This is a genomic window from Duganella sacchari, assembly GCF_900143065.1.
Lineage (GTDB): Bacteria > Pseudomonadota > Gammaproteobacteria > Burkholderiales > Burkholderiaceae_D > Rugamonas > Rugamonas sacchari.
Map to the genome: position 1 here is coordinate 146,425 of NZ_FRCX01000011.1, position 16,979 is coordinate 163,403.

The window sequence follows — 16,979 nt, forward strand, 5'->3', positions numbered from 1 at the left end:
TCTTAACTGATTGCGAAAGAACTTCAAGTAGCGATTTGTAACAGCAAAAAAAACGGGGTCACAAAAAAAACGGGGTCAGGTCCGTCATTTCTACACGGACTCGGCTGTAACGCGCGTTACAGCCGAGTCCGTGTAGAAATGACGGACCTGACCCCGGAATGTTTAGATGCGTTTAGCTGTCGAGGTGGGAGATCAGCAGGCGGCGGTTGTCGGCTTCGCCGCTGCTGCTCTTGTGCTCGACCACGAGGCGCGAGTTCTGCGCGTCCAGCGAGATGCCGACGGATAGAATGTCGATCAGCAGCAGTTGCAGGATGCGCGAGATCATCGACAGGAAGGTGGTGCTGTCTTCCGTGTGGTCCACCGACAGGCAGACGCTGGCTTTTTTCGCCAGCGGCGAGTTGCTGGAGGTGATGGCGATGACATCCGCCCCCGCCGCACGCGCCGCGTCCACTGCCGCCAGCAGATCCGGCAGCTTGCCGGAGTTGGAGATGGCGATGACCACGTCGCCCGGATTCAGCAGTTCGGCCGCCAGCGTCAGCAAATGCGAATCGCCATAGGCCGAGGTCGGAATCCGGAAGCGGAAGAATTTGTGCTGGCCATCCAGCGCCACCACGCGCGAATTGCCCATGGCGTAGAACTCGACCCGCTTGGCTTTGGCCACCAGCGCAATCGCCTTGTCGAGCGAACGCACGTCGAGCTGGTCGCGGAATTTCAGGATCGCCGACACGGTGTTGTCGATCACCTTGGCGCTCAGGTCGTGCGTGCTGTCGCTCACGCGCACCTGGCTGTGACGCACGGGAATCGCCCCCGTCAGGCTGCTGGCAAACTTGAGCTTGAAGTCAGCCAGGCCGAGGAAGCCCAGCGAGCGGCAGAAGCGGATCACGGTCGGCTGGCTCACTTCGGCCAGGCGCGCGATATCGGCAATCGGCTCGTTCAGCACCAGGCGCGGCTGCTCCAGCACCAGTTGCGCGACGCGCTGCTCGGCCGGCGTCAGTTCGTGCTGCAGATGCTGCACGCGCTCCATCAGCGTGTTGGCGCCGCTGCGGCCGCGCAGGTGCTCGGACAGGATCGTCGCCACGCCATAGAACGCCGGGTTCGGCGTGGTGATGACATAGGTCGGGATCTCCGCCAGGTAGCTGGTGAAACGGCCCTTGGCTTCAAAGCGTGCGCGGAACGGCGAGGTGGTGAACCACTCGCCCAGGCGCGGCACAATGCCGCCGCCGATGAACATGCCGCCAAACGCACCCAGCGTCACGGCCAGGTTGGCGGTGGCGCCGCCCAGCATGGCGCAGAAGCATTCCAGCACTTCGAGGCACAGCGGATCTTTGTCTGTCAGTGCGCCGGCGATAATCTCTTGCGAGGTCAGATCGCGCACCTGGCGGCCATTGCGCTTGGCGATGGCGCGGTAGATGATTTCCATGCCCGGGCCGGAGATCAGGCGTTCGGTCGATACGTGCGACCAGGTCTGCCACGCGTATTGCAGGATCGCGTACTCGCGCTCGTCGGCCGGCGCAAAGTTGGTGTGGCCGCCTTCGGAACCCAGCGTGACGAAACCATCGACGGTGGGGATCACGCCCGACACGCCCAGGCCGGTGCCCGGTCCCAGTACGCCGATCACGGAATTGGAGGCGGGCTTGCCGCCGCCAACCTGCATCAGGTCTGCCGGTTTCAGGCCGGGCAAGGACATCGCCAGCGCGGTGAAGTCGTTCACCACCAGCAGCGTGTGCAGGCCGAGCGCGCGGCGCACTTCGTCGGTGGAGAATTCCCACGCGCGGTTGGTCATACGCACGTAGTCGCCGCTGACCGGGTTGGCCACCGCCAGCGCCGCGTGATTCAGGTTGACGCCAGCATGGTCCGCCAGATACGAGCGCAGCATGGCCACGATATCCGGGAAGTCGTCGCACTTGAGCACCCGCACGGCGCGGAATTCGCCCGGCGCGGTCTGCAGTGCGAAGCGGGCGTGGGTGGCGCCGATGTCGGCCAGCAGGCGCGGGCCGTCGGCAAAGGCGGTACGATTCAGTTTTTGATCTACTTCAGCTTGTTTCATCGTCGGTTCAGTCAAAACAGTTGGCGGAAGCATACCTGAAATACGTGGTGTTAAGAAGGAAACGATACATAACGTTATCGTTTCCTTCTCCTATGCTGCAGCTCAGGCCGCGTAGCCGAACCAGGCGCCGTACGCTGGCAGCGTGACCTTGCCATCCTGCGCGCTGCCCGGCAGGCCATAACCTTGCAGTTGCTCGGCGCCAGCCGTTGCCGGCACATCGACCGTGACCGCCTCGCCGCCCAGGTTGAAAACGGCGGTGATGCTGCGCTGTCCAGCCAGATCGCGGCGCAGCGCCAGCACCGGTTCCGGCGTGTCGAAGAAGACGATGTCGCCACGCAGCAGTTGCGGATGCTGGCGGCGCCACGCCGTGAATGCGCGGGTAAACGCAAGCGACGACGCCGCGTCCTGCTCCTGCACCGACGCCGCCTTGGCCAGGTGGTCCGGCGATACCGGCAGCCACGGCTTGCCGGTCGTGAAGCCGCCGTTGTCGCCATCGGTCCAGGCGATCGGCGTACGGCAGCCGTCGCGGCCCTTGAACTCGGGCCAGAAGGTGATGCCGTACGGGTCTTGCAGCAGTTCGTAAGGCACGTCCGCTTCGGCAAACGCCAGCTCGTCGCCCTGGTACAGGCACGGCGTGCCTTTCAGCGACAGCTGCATCGCCAGCACCAGCTTGGCGAACGCCTGCGGCGCCGCCGGACCGCCCCAGCGCGAGGCCACGCGCGGCACATCGTGATTGCCGACCGACCAGGAAGCCCAGCCGCCCTTGACGCGCGCCTCGAACTGCTCCACCTGCTCGCGGATGTAATGCGACGACATCAGGTTGACCAGCAGGTTGAAGCTGTACGCCATGTGCAGCTTGTCGCCGCCGGCCGTGTACTCCGCCATGGTGGCCAGCGAATCGTCGGAACCTACTTCGCCGATCGACACCGCCTGGTACTCGTCCAGCAGCGCGCGCAGCTGCTGCAGGAAGGGCACGTTTTCCGGCTGGGTCTTGTCGTGGTCATGCGCCTGCATGCCGTACGGGTTGACGTCGGTCACGGTGATCGAATCGCGGTTGGTGGCTGGCGGGTTGTCGCGCAGCTGCTGGTCGTGGAAGTGGTAGTTGCAGGCGTCCAGACGGATGCCGTCAACGCCGCGCTCGAGCCAGAAACGCAGCGCTGCCAGATGCGCCTGCTGTACCTCCGGATTGTGGAAGTTCAGCTGCGGCTGGCTGACGAGGAAGTTGTGCATGTAGTACTGGCGGCGGCGCGTATCCCACTGCCAGGCGGAGCCACCAAACACGGACAGCCAGTTATTCGGTGGATTGCCGTCCGGTTTGGGATCGGCCCACACATACCAGTCAGCCTTGGGATTGTCGCGGCTGGCGCGGCTTTCCTTGAACCACGAATGCTCTTCGGCCGTGTGCGCCATGACCTGGTCAATCATGATCTTGAGGCCCAGGCTATGCGCCTTGGCGATCAGCACGTCAAAGTCGGCCAGCGTGCCGAACAGCGGATCGACGTCACAGTAATCGGCAATGTCGTAGCCAAAGTCCTTCATCGGCGATTTGAAGAATGGCGAAATCCAGACGATGTCCACGCCCAGCGATGCGATATAGTCCAGCCTTGCCGTAATCCCGGGCAAGTCGCCCACGCCGTCACCGTTGCTGTCCATATAACTACGTGGATAAACCTGGTAGATGATCGCATCGCGATACCAGTCTGCAGCGTGCGGGGAAACTTGAGTAAGTTGCTTAGTCATAATCATAAGAAAATCCGGGGTTGGCAAGCGAGAATATTGATTTTGTAGACAATATACATCACGAAAATCAATTTTTCAATGCGTACCCAGCTTAATGATTATTACAAATAACCGTTAAAAAACAAAAGCTTAATGATTTTCACCGAAATCCTTGAGATAAAAAATAGTAGTCAAACTACACAACTTCAGGAGTAGATATAGTGAGCAACGAAATGAGCACGGCCGGCAACGGCCCCATGCCCCGGCAAATCCCCTACATCATCGCCAACGAAGGCTGCGAGCGGTTCAGCTTTTACGGCATGCGCAACATCCTGACGCCGTTCCTGCTCAGTACCCTGCTGCTGTTCATCCCGATCAGCGACCGCACCACCGAAGCCAAGCACGTGTTCCATACCTTCGTGATCGGCGTCTACTTCTTCCCGCTGCTGGGCGGCTGGATCGCCGACCGTTTCTGGGGCAAGTACAAAACCGTATTCTGGTTCAGCCTGATCTACGTGGCCGGCCATGCCTGCCTGGCGATTTTTGAGCACAATCTCGAAGGCTTCTACCTTGGCCTGGCGCTGATTGCGTTTGGTTCCGGCGGCATCAAGCCGCTGGTGGTGTCGTTTGTCGGCGACCAGTTCGACCAGACCAACAAGAACCGCGCCAAGGTGGTGTTTGACGCCTTCTACTGGATCATCAACTTCGGCTCCTTCTTTGCCTCGCTGCTGATGCCATTGTTCCTGCGCGACTACGGCCCGGCCGTGGCGTTCGGCATTCCCGGCATCCTGATGGCGATTGCCACGATCGTGTTCTGGGCCGGCCGCAAAAAATACGTGCACGTGCCGCCGCAGGCGCCGAATCCCGACTCGTTCAGCAGCGTGGCCCGCACCGCCCTGCTGGCGCGTGCGCCGGGCCAGTCGCGTCCGGGCCTGATGGTGGCCGGCGCCGGCGCCATCGCTGCCGTGGCATCGCTGTGCATGACGCCTTCGTGGGGCTTCGTGATTGCCGCCTGCACCGCACTGGTACTGGTGCTGGCATTTGGCGGCATCGGCGTTTCGATGCAGCTGGAACGCGCGCGCGGCCAGCACACCGACGCCGCAGTGGAAGGCGTACGCTCGGTGCTGCGCATCCTGATCGTGTTTGCCATGATTACGCCATTCTGGTCACTGTTCGACCAGAAAGCCTCGACCTGGATCGTCCAGGCCAACGCCATGGAAAGCCCGCTGCTGTCCATCCTGGGCTGGGAATTCAAGCTGCTGCCGGCGCAGATGCAGGCCGTGAATCCGATTCTCGTGATGCTGCTGATCCCGTTCAACAACGTCGCCCTGTTCCCGCTCATGCGCCTGGTCGGCATCACACCGACGCCGCTGCGCCGCATGGGGCTGGGTATCGCCCTGTCGGCCCTGGCCTGGGTGGGGATCGGCATGATCCAGCTGTGGATGGATGGCGGCGACAAGGTCTCCATCCTGTGGCAGTTGCTGCCGTACGCGCTGCTGACCTTGGGCGAAGTGCTGGTGTCCGCCACCGGCCTGGAATTCGCCTACAGCCAGGCGCCCGCCTCCATGAAAGGCATCATCCTGAGCTTCTGGTACCTGGCCGTCACGGTCGGCAACCTGTGGGTGTTGATCGTCAATTCCGGCGTCAAGAACGACATTGTGGGCGCCTGGATCGCCGGTAGCGGCCTGAGTGCGATCGCGTTCCAGATGTTCTTCTTTGCCGCGTTTGCCGCCATCGTTGCCGCGCTGTTCGCGCTCTACGCGCTGCGCTACAAAATGGTTGATAACTATCGCAAAAGCTAAGCAAGGTAGCTGACGACGGGACCGCCCGCGCATGCCACTACGTATCGAAACTACAGATTCTGGAGTACCATAGCCGCCAATTTCACGGGTAGATGTGATGAAACTGTAATCACACTACCTCTATTGACGGTTTAGGGGGATGGGATATGGGTAGTATGCGGGCGGCTTGGCGGGTTTCTTTGGGCAGCGCACTAGCGCTGTCTAGTGCGGCGGCTTGTGCAGCGCCGACACTGGCAGACTGCGATGGGCCATACGCCACCACGCTGCGCGCCGCGCCCGTCACCGATGCCCGCGCCTACTGGCTGAACCGCCAGCTGCTCAAATGGCCAGGCGCAGACAGCGCCGGCATCTTCAAGCTGTACTACTCCACCAACGCGCTGCTGCGCGCCGCCTCCGGATCGCGCGTGACCGGCGCCGATGGCGTCGTCACGCTGACGCGTTTTGACGGCGAGCTGCCTGCCGCCACCGCGCAGCGCTTCAAGTTCACCGGCGACGGCCCGGTGCTGACCGTCGCTGCCAACCACACCGCGCATCTGCCCACCATGCTCACCCAGCAAGTGATGCTGGTGCTGGAAGCGGAAAACGGCACCGTGCGCGACGCCACTACCTTGCAGATCGCCGGTGCGCTGGATGACGTCTACGCGGGCGCCGCCAAGGCCACCGATCTTGGCGTCACTGTCGGCGCGCGCGATGCCGGCTTCAAACTGTGGGCGCCGACCGCGCAGAACGTGGCCGTCTGCACCTACGCCAGCGGCGCCGGCAAGGCCAGCGCCATCACACCGATGACGCGCGATCACGCCACCGGCATCTGGTCTGCACGCGCCGGCGCCAGCGGCCAGTACTACCAATACCTGATCGATGTGGTGGCGCCGTCCGCAGGCCTGGTACGCAACCTCGTCACCGATCCGTATTCCATCAGCCTGACCACGGACTCCAGGCGCAGCTACATCGCCAGCCTCAATGACGCCAGGCTCAAACCCGCCGGCTGGGATGCGGCACCCGCGCCCAACAAGGTCGCCGCGCAAACCGACATGACCGTCTACGAACTGCATGTGCGCGACTTTTCCGTCAACGACAATACCGTCAGCGCCGCCAACCGCGGCAAATACCTGGCCTTCACCGAGGCTGGCTCCAACGGCATGAAACACCTGGCTGCGCTGAGCAAGGCCGGCATGACCGACATCCACCTGCTGCCCGTGTATGACATCGGCAGCGTGCCCGAACTGGGTTGCGTCGATCCGGAAATCGCCGTCGCAGCCGCCGACAGCGAGGTGCAGCAGGCCGCCATCGAGCAGGTGAAGTTCAAGGACTGCTACAACTGGGGCTATGACCCGTTCCACTACAACGCGCCCGAGGGCAGCTACAGCAGCAATCCCGCCGATGGCGCCAAACGCATCGTCGAATTCCGCCAGATGGTGCAGGCGCTGCACAAGACCGGCCTGCGCGTCGGCATGGACGTGGTCTACAACCACACCTACATCGCCGGACAAAACGAGAAGTCCGTACTGGACCGCGTGGTCCCCGGCTACTACCACCGCCTCAACGCCAGCGGCGCCATCGAACGCTCCACCTGCTGCGACAACACCGCCACCGAAAACCTCATGATGGGCAAGCTGATGGTGGACTCGGCCGCGCTATGGGCCAAACACTACAAGATCGACTCGTTCCGCTTCGACCTGATGGGCCACCAGCCGCGCGCGGTGATGGAGCAATTGCAGGCCGCTGCCGACAAAGCCGCAGGCAAGCATGTGAACCTGATCGGCGAAGGCTGGAACTTCGGCGAGGTGGCCGACGGTGCGCGCTTCGTGCAGGCCTCCCAGCTGTCGCTGAACGGCAGCGGCATCGGCACCTTCAGCGACCGTGGCCGCGATGCCGTGCGTGGCGGCGGCGCCGGTGACAGTGGCGTGCAGCTCATCACCCAGCAGGGCTACATCAATGGCCTGGTCTACGACGCCAATGAACAGGCGCCGCAGCGCCCTGCCGCAGACCTGCTGCACGCCGCCGACATGGTAAAGGTCGGCCTGGCCGGCACCATCCGCAGCTACCCGCTGACCATCGCCGACGGCCGCACCATCGCGCTGCAGGACATGGTCTACGGCGGCAACCAGCCGGCCGGCTATGCCAGCGAGCCGGGTGAAACCGTCAACTACGTCGAGAACCACGACAACCAGACCCTGTACGACATCAACGCCTTCAAGCTGCCGCAAGCCACCAGCGCGCGCGAACGCGCACAGGTGCAGATGCTCGGCGCTGCCATCAATGCCTTCAGCCAGGGCGTGGCCTACTTCCACGCCGGCTTCGACATCCTGCGTTCCAAATCGCTGGACCGCAACAGCTTTGAATCGGGCGACTGGTTCAATCGCCTGGACTGGAGCTATCAGGACAACTACTACGGCACCGGCCTGCCGCCCGCCGCCGACAACGGCAAGGACTACGCGCTGCTCAAGCCACTGCTGAACAACGCCGGCATCAAACCGGCGCCAGCGGACATCGCCTATGCGCGCGACGTGTTCCGCGACCTGCTGGCCATCCGCGCCAGCAGCACGCTGTTCCGCCTGCGCACGGCACAGGACATCAAACAGCGCCTGCGCTTCTTCAACACCGGCCCGCAGCAGGTGCCGACCGTGATTGCCGCCCACCTTGACGGCAAAGGCTACAAGGGTGCGCGCTACAAATCCATCACTTACCTGATCAACGTCGACAAAACCGCGCAGCAAATCACCATCGCCGAAGAGCAAAACCGCAACTACGCGCTACATCCCGTGCAAGCCGGCATGGCCGCAGGGGACAAACGCTTGATCCGTGAAGCCAAGTACGACAAAAGCACAGGAACCTTCACGCTGCCTGCACGCAGCGCCGTGGTTTTCGTAGAAAATTAAGGGATGCGAAAATCATTGATCCTGATTCTGCCGATGCTGATACTGAGCGCCTGCGGCGGCGGCGGCGCTGAGGGGCCGGTGGCCAATCACGCGCCGGTCGCCATGGCCGGCCCGGCGCAAACCGTGGCCGCCGGTACCGCGATCAAGCTGGCCGGCAGCGGCACCGACGCCGACCAGGATATCCTCAGCTATTCCTGGACGCTGACCAAACCGGCCGGCAGCGGCGCCACGCTGCTCAACTACCACGTCGCCACGCCCACCTTCTTTGCCGACGTACCGGGAGCCTATGTCGCCACGCTGATCGTCAACGACGGCAAGCTCGATAGCGCGGCGTCCACCGTCACCATCACCGCGAATTAATCCACGCCATCACGGTTGACCATGGTGTCTTCCGGCGTCAGGCGGCGGCCATCCTGGGCGACCAGTTCCAGCCGGCGCACCGGCTGGCCGCGCTTGCGGTCAACCAGATGCACATGCGCTTCGCCTGGTTCGAAAAAATAATCCTCGCCCCACTGGCGCAGCGCGGTCAGCAGCACAAACATGCCGCGCCCCTTCTCCGTCAGCTGATATTCCAGATGTGCGCCGCCATCTTCCGGCTCTACCACCTCGAAGATGCCGTGCTCCACCAGATGCCGCAGACGCGCCGCCAGGATGTTCTTCGCCATCCCCAGGCTGCGCTGGAATTCACCAAAACGCCGCGCTCCCTCGAACGCATCGCGCACGATCAGCAGCGACCAGCTGTCGCCGATCGCATCCAGCGGCCGCGCGACACCACACGCTACATCTTTATGACTCGTTCTTTTAACCATAGTTGCATATTAAAACCACAGGCAACATAAAGCAAATGGCTTCGCACTGGCCTTTCTGGCCAGGCAGCCGTGTTTAGTAATCCGCCAATAAACACGGCGGCTGCCCGGCCTTGCCGGTTTTCGCCCAGGAGGTAACTGCTACACTGGGTCATCACCATCCACCACACTCCAGGACATGAAACTGCACACGCTCGCACTCCCCGCTTTGCTGCTCGCCGTCGCTGCGTCCGCCGCCCCCGTCAAAGATCCGGTTGAATTCATCAACCCGCTGATGGGCACCGCCAGCAAACCCGAACTCTCCAACGGCAACACCTACCCGACCATCGCCCTGCCATGGGGCATGAACTTCTGGACGCCGCAGACCGGCAAGATGGGTGACGGCTGGGCCTACACTTACGACGCCGACAAAATCCGCGGCTTCAAACAAACCCACCAGCCATCGCCCTGGATGAACGACTACGGCCAGTTCGCCATCATGCCGGTGACGGGCAAGCTGCGTTTCAAACAGGATGACCGCGCCAGCTGGTTCTCGCACAAGGCGGAAGTGGCCAAGCCTTACTACTACAGCGTCTACCTGGCCGATGCCGACGTCACCACCGAAATCGCACCGACCGAGCGCGCCGCGCAGTTCCGCTTCACCTATCCGAAAACGGATGAAGCCTACGTGGTGGTGGACGCCTACGACAAAGGTTCTTACATCAAGGTCCTGCCCGCGCAGCGCAAGATCGTCGGCTACAGCACGCGCTACGCCCACGGCCCGCTGCCGAAGAATTTCAAGAACTACTTCGTCATCTACTTCGACAAACCATTCACCTCGACCCGCATCTGGAGCGGCGACAAGATCGTGGACGGCGTGAGTGAACTGGCCAGCAACCATAGCGGCGCCGTGGTCGGCTTCAAGACGGAAAAAGGCGAGAAGGTCGGCATGCGCGTGGCCTCCTCCTTCATCAGCGAAGAACAGGCAGAGCTCAACCTCCAGCGCGAACTGGCCAGCGACAGCTTCGACGCCACCGCGCAAAAAGGCAAGGAGGTCTGGAACAAGACACTGGGCCGCATCAGTGTCGAAGGCGGCAGCGATGAACAGACGCGCACCTTTTATTCCAGCCTGTACCGCATGCTGTTCTTCCCGAACAAGCTGTACGAAATCGACGCCAACAACCAGATCGTTCACTGGAGCCCTTACAACGGCCAGGTCCTGCCCGGCTATATGTTTGCCGGCACCGGCTTCTGGGACACCTTCCGCGCGCTCTATCCGTTCCTGAACCTGATGTACCCGTCGATCAACCGCGAGATGCAGGCCGGCCTGGTCAACGACTACAAGGAAGGCGGCTGGCTGCCTGAATGGTCCAGCCCCGGCCTGGCCAACGTCATGATCGGCAACAACTCCGCCTCGGTGGTGGCCGAAGCCTACATCAAGGGCCTGCGCGGCTACGACATCGAAACCCTGTGGCAGGCGCTCAAGCACGGCGCCGACAACGAAGGCCCGATGGATGCCGTCGGCCGCCGCGGCGTCAAGTACTACAATCAATTGGGCTATGTGCCATACGACGTCAAGATCAACGAAAACGCCGCACGCACGCTGGAATATGCCTACGACGATTTCGCCATCTACCAGCTGGGCAAGGCGCTCGGCAAGCCGGAGTCGGAAATCGCCATCTACAAGCAGCGCGCGATGAACTACAAAAAGCTGTTCGATCCCGAGACGGGCCTCATGCGCGGCAAGAACCAGGACGGCAGCTTCCAGTCGCCATTCAACCCGTTCAAATGGGGTGACGCCTTCACCGAGGGCAATAGCTGGCACTACACCTGGTCGGTGTTCCAGGACGTCAATGGCCTGATGGGCCTGATGGGCGGCCGCGACAAGTTCGTCGCCAAACTGGACCAGGTGTTCGACCTGCCGCCAACGTTTGACGAGAGCTACTACGGCCAGGTGATCCACGAAATCCGCGAAATGCAGATTGCGGACATGGGCCAGTACGCGCACGGCAACCAGCCCATCCAGCACATGATCTACCTGTATGGCTACGCCGGCGCGCCATGGAAGACCCAGTACTGGGTGCGCGAAACCATGAACCGCCTGTACAAGCCCACGCCGGACGGCTACTGCGGCGACGAGGACAATGGCCAGACCTCGGCCTGGTATGTGTTCTCCGCGCTGGGCTTCTACCCGGTGACGCCGGCCGTGCCGCAATATGTGGTGGGAGCGCCACTGTTCAAAAAAGCCACACTGCACCTGGAGAATGGCAAAACCATCACCATTAACGCACCGGCAAACAGCGACCAGCAACGCTATGTCGGCGCGCTCAAGGTCAACGGCAAGCCCTACGCGCACAACTGGCTGGATCACGCCGCGCTGACCCAGGGCACGGTACTGGACTTCGACATGCGCGCCACACCGAATCAGCAGCGCGGCACCGCGCCCGCCGACGCGCCTTACTCGCTATCGCAGCCATAGCGAATACCTACAGCAGGGCTATCGGGATCATGCTATGATGATGTTTCCATGTGGAAATTAAATTAATTCCGCGCCATCCCGAGCCCTGCCCCGCTCCCGATTATCGCCAGTGCCCCGACCCGCATTGCACCTTGAACTGCTTCGGACTGCACATGACGATACCCTGTTCCCTCACCGAGGCGCGCCGCCTCGACGCGCTGTACAAATTGAACCTGCTGGACACGCCGCCCAGTGAAGCCTTCGACCGCATCACGCGCATGGCGGCCAGCCTGTTCAAGCTGCCCATCGCCGCCGTCTCGCTCACCGACGCCAACCGCCAGTGGTTCAAATCGCGCGTCGGCGTCGAACATGACAACATCCCGCGCGTACGCGCGCCCTGCGGCCAGGTGGCGGACAGCAGCGACGTGCTGGTGATTCCCGACCTGCTCAAGGACGCCTGTTACCAGGACAGCCTGCTGGCAGAAAGCGGCATCCGCTACTACGCCGGCGCACCGCTCACCACCCACGATGGCCACTGCCTCGGCGCCATGTGCGTGCTGGGGACGGAACCGCGCGACACCACGCCGGAAGAAATCAGCGCACTGTGCGACCTGGCCGGCATGGTGATGGCGCAGATCGAACTGCAGCACGCGCTGGGCCGCGTCGATCCGGTCAGCGGCCTACCCAACCGCAACCAGTTCATCGAAGACTTCCAGGACCTGCAACTGGATGCGGCAGAAGGCGAGCAACGGCTGGCGGTGCTCATCAACCTGGCCACGCTGGAACAGCTGGCCCACGCCGCGCGCGCCATGAAATCGTCATATCTGGACGAACTGGTGACGGACGGCGCGCGCTGGCTGCGCGCGGAGGTGGGCGCCGGCCACCGCATCTACCACGTCGCCACGGCCCAGTTCATCCTGTTGCCGTCATCGGGCGAAACGCTGGACAGCCTGCTGCCACGCCTGCAGGACAAAATGCAGCAGGCGCACGCCATCGCGCGTTCGCGCTATGTGGCCACGCCGGCCGCCGGCGTGGTGCCGTTCGATGTCGGCCGCGACGACAGCCTGTCCGTGCTGCGCAAGGCACGCAGCGCCGCCCACGACGCCGCCGACCGCGGCCTGCTGGTGGCCATCTACTCGCAGGTGGAGGATGCGCTGTACCAGCGCCGCTTCAGCTTGCTTAACGACTTTGGCGCGGCGCTGGAAAGCCCGGACCAGCTCCGCCTGGTGTTCCAGCCGCGCATAGAAATCGAAACCGGCATGTGCATCGCCGCCGAAGCGCTGCTGCGCTGGAACCATCCGGAACTGGGCGCCATCGGCCCGGCCGAATTCATTCCCATCGTCGAGCGTTCTAGCCTGGCGCAGGCCACCACCGCCTGGGTGCTGAACGAAGCGCTGCGCCATCAAAGCGCGTGGCGCAGCGCCGGCATGGCGGTGCAAATGGCAGTGAATGTTTCGGCCGCCAATCTCACCGAGCCCGGATTTTCCGCCAGCGTGGCCGATAGCCTGGCGCGCTATCGCCTGCCCGCCGACTGCCTGGAGCTGGAAATTACCGAGAGCGCCATCATGCAGCAGCCGGCCAAGGCGCACGACACCCTGGCTGCGATTGCCGCGCTGGGCGTGGGCCTGGCCATCGACGATTTCGGCACCGGCTACAGCAGCCTGTCCTACCTGCAGACCATGCCTGCCGACGTGGTCAAGATCGACCAGTCCTTCATCCGCGGCCTGGAAGACGATACGCGCCGCCAGGCGCTGGTGCGCGCCATGATTACGCTGTCGCAGGACCTCGGCCATCGTGTGGTGGCCGAAGGTGTCGAGAATGACGATGTGCTCAACTTCCTGCGCCTGGCGGGCTGCGACGAGGCGCAAGGCTATCTGTTCGCGGCGCCGCTGGAAGCGGACGTGTTTGCCGCCTACTCCTGCCCGATCAGCACCACCGCGTTGCGCGTGCCGAAGTTGACGCTGCCGCCGCGCACCACCGCCGTCTTGCCGCTGTAGTAGTCCTTGACCTTCTGGCCGTTGGCGAACACGCCGTGCAGGTTGATCGTCGTTGACTTGCTGGTCGGCAGGTCCAGCGCCACCACCACCTTGTCGCGCAAGCCGTCCTTGTCGTAGGTGCGCTTGAAAACATAGGGCGAAGCTTGCAGTTGCTGATGCACGCCTGCGCCCACCGCCACGTGCGCCTTGCGGAACAGACCCAGTCTGGCCCAGTGCGCGCGCACATCGGCAATCCGGTAGCCGTCGCGCTCCACATTCTGCTCCAGCTCACGCCAGTTCATGAACGAGCGCAGCCTGGCGTCGCCCGTAGCCTCCGCAATATCGAGCTTGCGCGCCGTTTCATCGCCGTAGTAAATCTGCGCCGCGCCAGGCGCCAGCAGCAGCTTGTTGGCGCTTTCAAACGGCTTCTTGCGCGCGGCGTCGAACGGTGCGCCGTCGTCGTGCGAGTCCAGATAGTTGAGCACCGAATAGCCATTCAGGCGGCCGCCGTGCAGCGTATTCGAGTAAGTGCTGAAGAGCGTTTCATAATCCTTCTCGGCATCCTTCACCAGCCCGAAATTGATCATGCTGTTGAAGCCCGCCTGGTAGTAGTTGACACTCTGCCCGCTACCCAGCTCGTGATACAGGCCATCGGCGACCTTGTAGTTGTAGACTTCCGCCGTGCTGTAAAACTTGTCGTCGCTGAGCTTCTTGTCCGGATTGGCCTTCTTCCAGTCCTCAAAGGCGATCGACGCTTCCTTGAGCAGCTCCTTCCATACCTTGCTTTCCACATGCTTGACGGTGTCGGCGCGGAAGCCGTCCACACCGTACTTGCGTATCCAGTCCGTATGCCACTTGATCAGGTAGTAGCGCGGCGCGCGCGGATAGCCGGTGCGGGCAAAGAACTCGTTGAGGCTTTTGACCTCTTCCTCAAAGCGTCCTTCGCGCTGCCACTTCGCCATCAGCCGCTCCGGCAGTTCGACCGGCGTGTCGCTCTCGGTCAGGAAGTCCGGCAGGTTCTTCACCAGCGTGCACTCGATGGTGGTCTTCGCATCCTTGTAGGTGCACTGCGGCGCCGTGCGTACCCAGTCCTTTGGCCACACGGGATCGGCTTCCGTTACCGGTCCGGTATGGTTCATCACCACATCCAGCAGCACGCGGATGCCGCGCGCATGCGCCGCTTCCACCAGGTTGCGGAAATCGTTCTCCGTACCGAGGTTGGCATCGACCGCAGTGAAGTCCGAAGCCCAGTAGCCGTGGAAGCCGTAAGACTTGCCCGTGCCTTCATCCGTGCCCTCGTGGATCTGCTCCACCGGCGGCGTCACCCATATTGCATCCACGCCCAGGCTGTCGAAATACCCGTCGTTGATTTTATTGATGACGCCTGCCAGATCGCCGCCCATAAAGCCGCGCAGCGGCGCCGCGTCCTTGCGGCGGTCATAGGCCAGGTCATTGCCCGTAAAGGCATTGTTGAAACGGTCCGTCAGCAGGAAATAGACTGTCGCGTTCTCCCACAGGAATGGCCTGGGTTTTGCTGCGGCGGGTGCTGCCGGTGCCGCTACCGCGTTGGCGCCTAGCGCCATTGCCATGGTCAGTGCGAGTGTCGTCAATTTCATGCTGTCGTCCTTATGGTTGTTTATGTTGTGACGGTGGGATGGGCGCGGCCGGTCCAGTCGGCGATGCCCGCGACCTGTTCGGCAATCAGTATCAGCGCCGACAGGGCCTGCTGGGTAGGCAGGTGGTGGTACTTGGGATCAGCTTCGTAACGCTCCAGGTAGACCCGCAAGGTCGCGCCCTCGGTGCCCGTGCCCGACAGGCGGAACACGATACGCGAGCCATTGGTCATCACGATGCGTATGCCCTGCTGTGTTGAGACCGAGCCATCGACCGGATCGGTGTATTCAAAATCATCGGCCAGGGCGACCACGTAATGGCCCAGGTCCGTGCCAGCCAGCGTGGCCAGCTTGATGCGCAGGGAAGCCATGAGTTCATTGGCGGCCTTGGTATCCAGCGCCTCGTAGTCATGGCGCGAATAGTAGTTGCGGCCAAAGCGCGCCCAATGCTCGCTGACCAGCTGCTCGACCGATTTGCCGGTCGCCGCCAGCAGGTTTAGCCAGAACAGCACGGCCCACACGCCATCCTTTTCGCGGATGTGGCTGGAGCCCGTGCCGTAGCTCTCTTCGCCGCACAGCGTGGCCTTGCCGGCATCCAGCAGATTGCCGAAGAACTTCCAGCCGGTCGGCGTTTCATAGCAGGGGATGCCCAGCGCCTCCGCCACGCGGTCGGCCGCCTGCGAGGTCGGCATGGAGCGCGCGATGCCCTTGAGGCCAGCGCGGTAGCCCGGCGCCAGCGTGGCATGTGCGGCCAGCACGGCCAGGCTGTCCGATGGCGTGACGGCGAAGTTGCGGCCGACGATCATATTGCGGTCACCGTCGCCGTCGGAAGCGGCGCCGAAGTCGGGCGCGTTTTCCGCCGCCATCAGGTCAATCAGCTCTGCGGCATTGACGGGATTGGGGTCGGGGTGATGGCCGCCGAAATCCTCCAGCGGCACGGCGTTGATCACCGTCCCCGCCGGCGCGCCCAGCTGGCCTTCGATAATCGCCCTGGCGTACGGCCCCGAGACAGCATGCATGCCGTCAAAGCACATGCGGAAGCCGCCCGCAAACAGCTTGCGGATGGCGTCGAAATCAAACAGCTGCTGCATCAGTTCCGCGTAGTCGGCCACCGGGTCGATCACTTCGACGTCCATTTCTTCAACGCGCGCGGCGCCGAGGCGATTCAGGTCGATATCCGCCGCATCGCTGATGCGGTATTGACTGACCGCTTCCGTGCGATGGTAGATCGCCTCGGTGACATTCTCTGGCGCCGGACCGCCATTGGCGATGTTGTACTTGATGCCGAAGTCGCCCTCCGGGCCGCCGGGATTGTGGCTGGCCGACAGCACGATGCCGCCCAGCGCCGCATGCTTGCGGATCACGCAGCTCACCGCCGGCGTGGACAGTATGCCGCCTTGCCCCACCAGCACCTTGGCAAAACCATGGGCCGCCGCCATGCGCAGGATGGTCTGCACCGCGACGAGGTTATGGAAGCGGCCATCGCCGCCCAGCACCAGCGTCTTGCCGCTGCAATCGCCCAGCGTGTCGAACACGCTTTGCACAAAATTTTCGAGGTAGTGAGGCTGCTGGAAAACGCTGACTTTCTTGCGCAGGCCCGAGGTGCCTGGCCGCTGGCCTGCGAAAGGCGTGGTGCTGATCGTCGTAATGCTCATGTTCGCTCCGCTAAGGTAGATGACAGATTCATAGCAACGGTTTTA

General features: G+C 62.8%; 10 protein-coding genes. 5 read left to right on the top strand and 5 right to left on the bottom strand.

Features of this window, described 5'->3' with window-relative positions; translation table 11 throughout:
- Positions 1 to 172: 172 nt before the first annotated feature.
- Positions 173 to 2,047 (bottom strand): glucokinase, encoded by a 1,875-nt coding sequence (locus tag BUA36_RS22935; RefSeq protein ID WP_072787799.1) that lies wholly within the window; start codon positions 2,045 to 2,047, stop codon positions 173 to 175.
- Positions 2,048 to 2,149: 102 nt separating this feature from the next.
- Positions 2,150 to 3,787 carry an alpha-glucosidase gene (locus BUA36_RS22940; protein WP_072787902.1) on the bottom strand — a complete coding sequence of 546 codons (1,638 nt, stop codon included), beginning with the start codon at positions 3,785 to 3,787 and terminating at the stop codon, positions 2,150 to 2,152.
- A 236-nt stretch (positions 3,788 to 4,023) separates the two neighbouring features.
- Here BUA36_RS22940 and BUA36_RS22945 point away from each other — a divergent pair, with 236 nt between their 5' ends.
- The 3 genes from BUA36_RS22945 to BUA36_RS22955 all read left to right on the top strand — a co-directional run bounded on the left by BUA36_RS22945 (position 4,024) and on the right by BUA36_RS22955 (position 8,807).
- Positions 4,024 to 5,568: a POT-type proton-dependent oligopeptide transporter gene (locus tag BUA36_RS22945; RefSeq protein ID WP_139260675.1), complete on the top strand. Its 1,545-nt coding sequence runs from the start codon at positions 4,024 to 4,026 to the stop codon at positions 5,566 to 5,568.
- Positions 5,569 to 5,723: 155 nt separating this feature from the next.
- On the top strand, positions 5,724 to 8,447 hold the full coding sequence (locus BUA36_RS22950; RefSeq protein WP_072787804.1) for an alpha-1,6-glucosidase domain-containing protein: 2,724 nt from the start codon (positions 5,724 to 5,726) through the stop codon (positions 8,445 to 8,447).
- A gap of 3 nt (positions 8,448 to 8,450) precedes the next feature.
- Positions 8,451 to 8,807 carry a PKD domain-containing protein gene (locus BUA36_RS22955; protein WP_072787806.1) on the top strand — a complete coding sequence of 119 codons (357 nt, stop codon included), beginning with the start codon at positions 8,451 to 8,453 and terminating at the stop codon, positions 8,805 to 8,807.
- Here BUA36_RS22955 and BUA36_RS22960 read toward each other — a convergent pair.
- On the bottom strand, positions 8,804 to 9,256 hold the full coding sequence (locus tag BUA36_RS22960) for a winged helix-turn-helix transcriptional regulator (protein ID WP_072787808.1): 453 nt from the start codon (positions 9,254 to 9,256) through the stop codon (positions 8,804 to 8,806). The genes BUA36_RS22955 and BUA36_RS22960 overlap by 4 nt on opposite strands.
- A 175-nt stretch (positions 9,257 to 9,431) precedes the next feature.
- Here BUA36_RS22960 and BUA36_RS22965 point away from each other — a divergent pair, with 175 nt between their 5' ends.
- On the top strand, positions 9,432 to 11,711 hold the full coding sequence (locus BUA36_RS22965) for a GH92 family glycosyl hydrolase (RefSeq protein WP_084560302.1): 2,280 nt from the start codon (positions 9,432 to 9,434) through the stop codon (positions 11,709 to 11,711).
- Positions 11,712 to 11,863: 152 nt separating this feature from the next.
- Positions 11,864 to 13,687, top strand: coding sequence for a sensor domain-containing phosphodiesterase (locus BUA36_RS22970; protein ID WP_072787812.1), 1,824 nt, complete (start codon positions 11,864 to 11,866; stop codon positions 13,685 to 13,687).
- Here the strand turns inward: BUA36_RS22970 and BUA36_RS22975 are convergent.
- Together BUA36_RS22975 and BUA36_RS22980 are read right to left on the bottom strand one after the other, a co-directional pair.
- Positions 13,603 to 15,282: an alpha-amylase family glycosyl hydrolase gene (locus BUA36_RS22975; RefSeq protein WP_072787814.1), complete on the bottom strand. Its 1,680-nt coding sequence runs from the start codon at positions 15,280 to 15,282 to the stop codon at positions 13,603 to 13,605. The genes BUA36_RS22970 and BUA36_RS22975 overlap by 85 nt on opposite strands.
- 20 nt (positions 15,283 to 15,302) lie before the next feature.
- Positions 15,303 to 16,934, bottom strand: a complete 1,632-nt coding sequence (locus BUA36_RS22980; protein ID WP_072787816.1) for an alpha-D-glucose phosphate-specific phosphoglucomutase — start codon at positions 16,932 to 16,934, stop codon at positions 15,303 to 15,305.
- Between the last annotated feature and the right edge of the window lie 45 nt (positions 16,935 to 16,979).